The sequence below is a fragment of the Micromonospora sicca genome (assembly GCF_003172935.1).
In the GTDB taxonomy this organism is placed as follows: domain Bacteria; phylum Actinomycetota; class Actinomycetes; order Mycobacteriales; family Micromonosporaceae; genus Micromonospora; species Micromonospora sicca.
This window is the reverse complement of the sequence record NZ_QGKS01000306.1, coordinates 1-1,090: the sequence shown is the minus strand read 5'-3', so window position 1 is coordinate 1,090 and position 1,090 is coordinate 1. Positions and strand designations below refer to the sequence as shown.

General features: G+C 74.5%; 1 pseudogene. It reads right to left on the bottom strand.

The window, feature by feature from the left end:
• A pseudogene (locus DKT69_RS25660) lies at positions 1-1,072 on the bottom strand (MFS transporter); the annotation flags it as partial.
• Positions 1,073-1,090 lie beyond the last annotated feature (18 nt).

Sequence of the window (1,090 nt, the reverse complement as noted above, 5' to 3'; positions counted from 1 at the left end):
AATCCGGCCCCGATGGAGACCGCCTGCGGGCCGCTGACCAGGGCCTCGGACGCCGCGGCCACCCGGCCGAGCAACCCCACCGGGGTACGCCGCTGGATCAGCGTGTTCAGCCCGACCATGGTCAGCGGCAGCGACACCCCGACCAGCAGCAGGGCCATCACCCCGAGCCAGAGCCGCGGGTACGCCAGGCCAGCGCGGCCGGGCCGAAGAAGGTCACCCCGGCGGCGAGCGCGCCCACCTCACCCACCCGCCGGACGGCGGTCGCCGAGAGCAGCCCACCGACCAGCCCGCCGATCCCCTGCACGGTGACCAGCACGCCGACGAACGCGACGTCCCGGCGCAGCCCCTGGTCCACGTACGCGAAGATCAACGACTCGGTGAAGCCCATCACCAGCGAGCCCAGGCCGTACCCGAGCAGGGCCCGGCGCAGCGCGGGCTCGCCGGCCAGGTGCCGCAGCCCGGCGCCCAGTTCGGCCGGCCAGCGCAGCTCGGCGGCGGCCGGCGGCGTCTCGGCGACCCGCAGCAGGCCGACCACGGCGGCGGCGGTCAGGAAACCGGTCATCGCGAGGGTGACCAGCAGCCAGCCGCCGACGGCGGCGTACAGCCCGGCCCCGGCGAGCGGGCCGACCAGCCGGAGTCCCTGCCGCACGGTCTGCAGCACCCCGTTCGCCTCGGCCAGCAGTTCGCTCGGCACGAGTTGCCGGATCAGCCCGCTGAGCACCGCGCTGAGCGTGATGTACGACAGGCCGTACAGCGCGGCCACCACGTAGATGATCCGGACGTCGGCCCGGTCCCGGACCGCGAAGAGCGGGCTGAGCAGCACGGCCGTGGCCAGGTTGGCGGCCACGAAGAACGGCCGCCGGGGGTACCGGTCGACGACCCAGCCAACCAGCGGCGCCAGCGTCATCGGCGCGATGATCGCGAAGATGGTCGCGCCGGCCATCCCGTCCGATCCGGTCAGCTCCTTCACCCAGACGGCGAGGGCCAGCAGCAGGATCGACTCGGCCGCCATGCTGGCCAGCAGGGCGGCGAAGAGCAGGCGGAATTCGGGGCGGCGCAGGACGGTGCGCATGCGTTCCCTCCGGCGGGG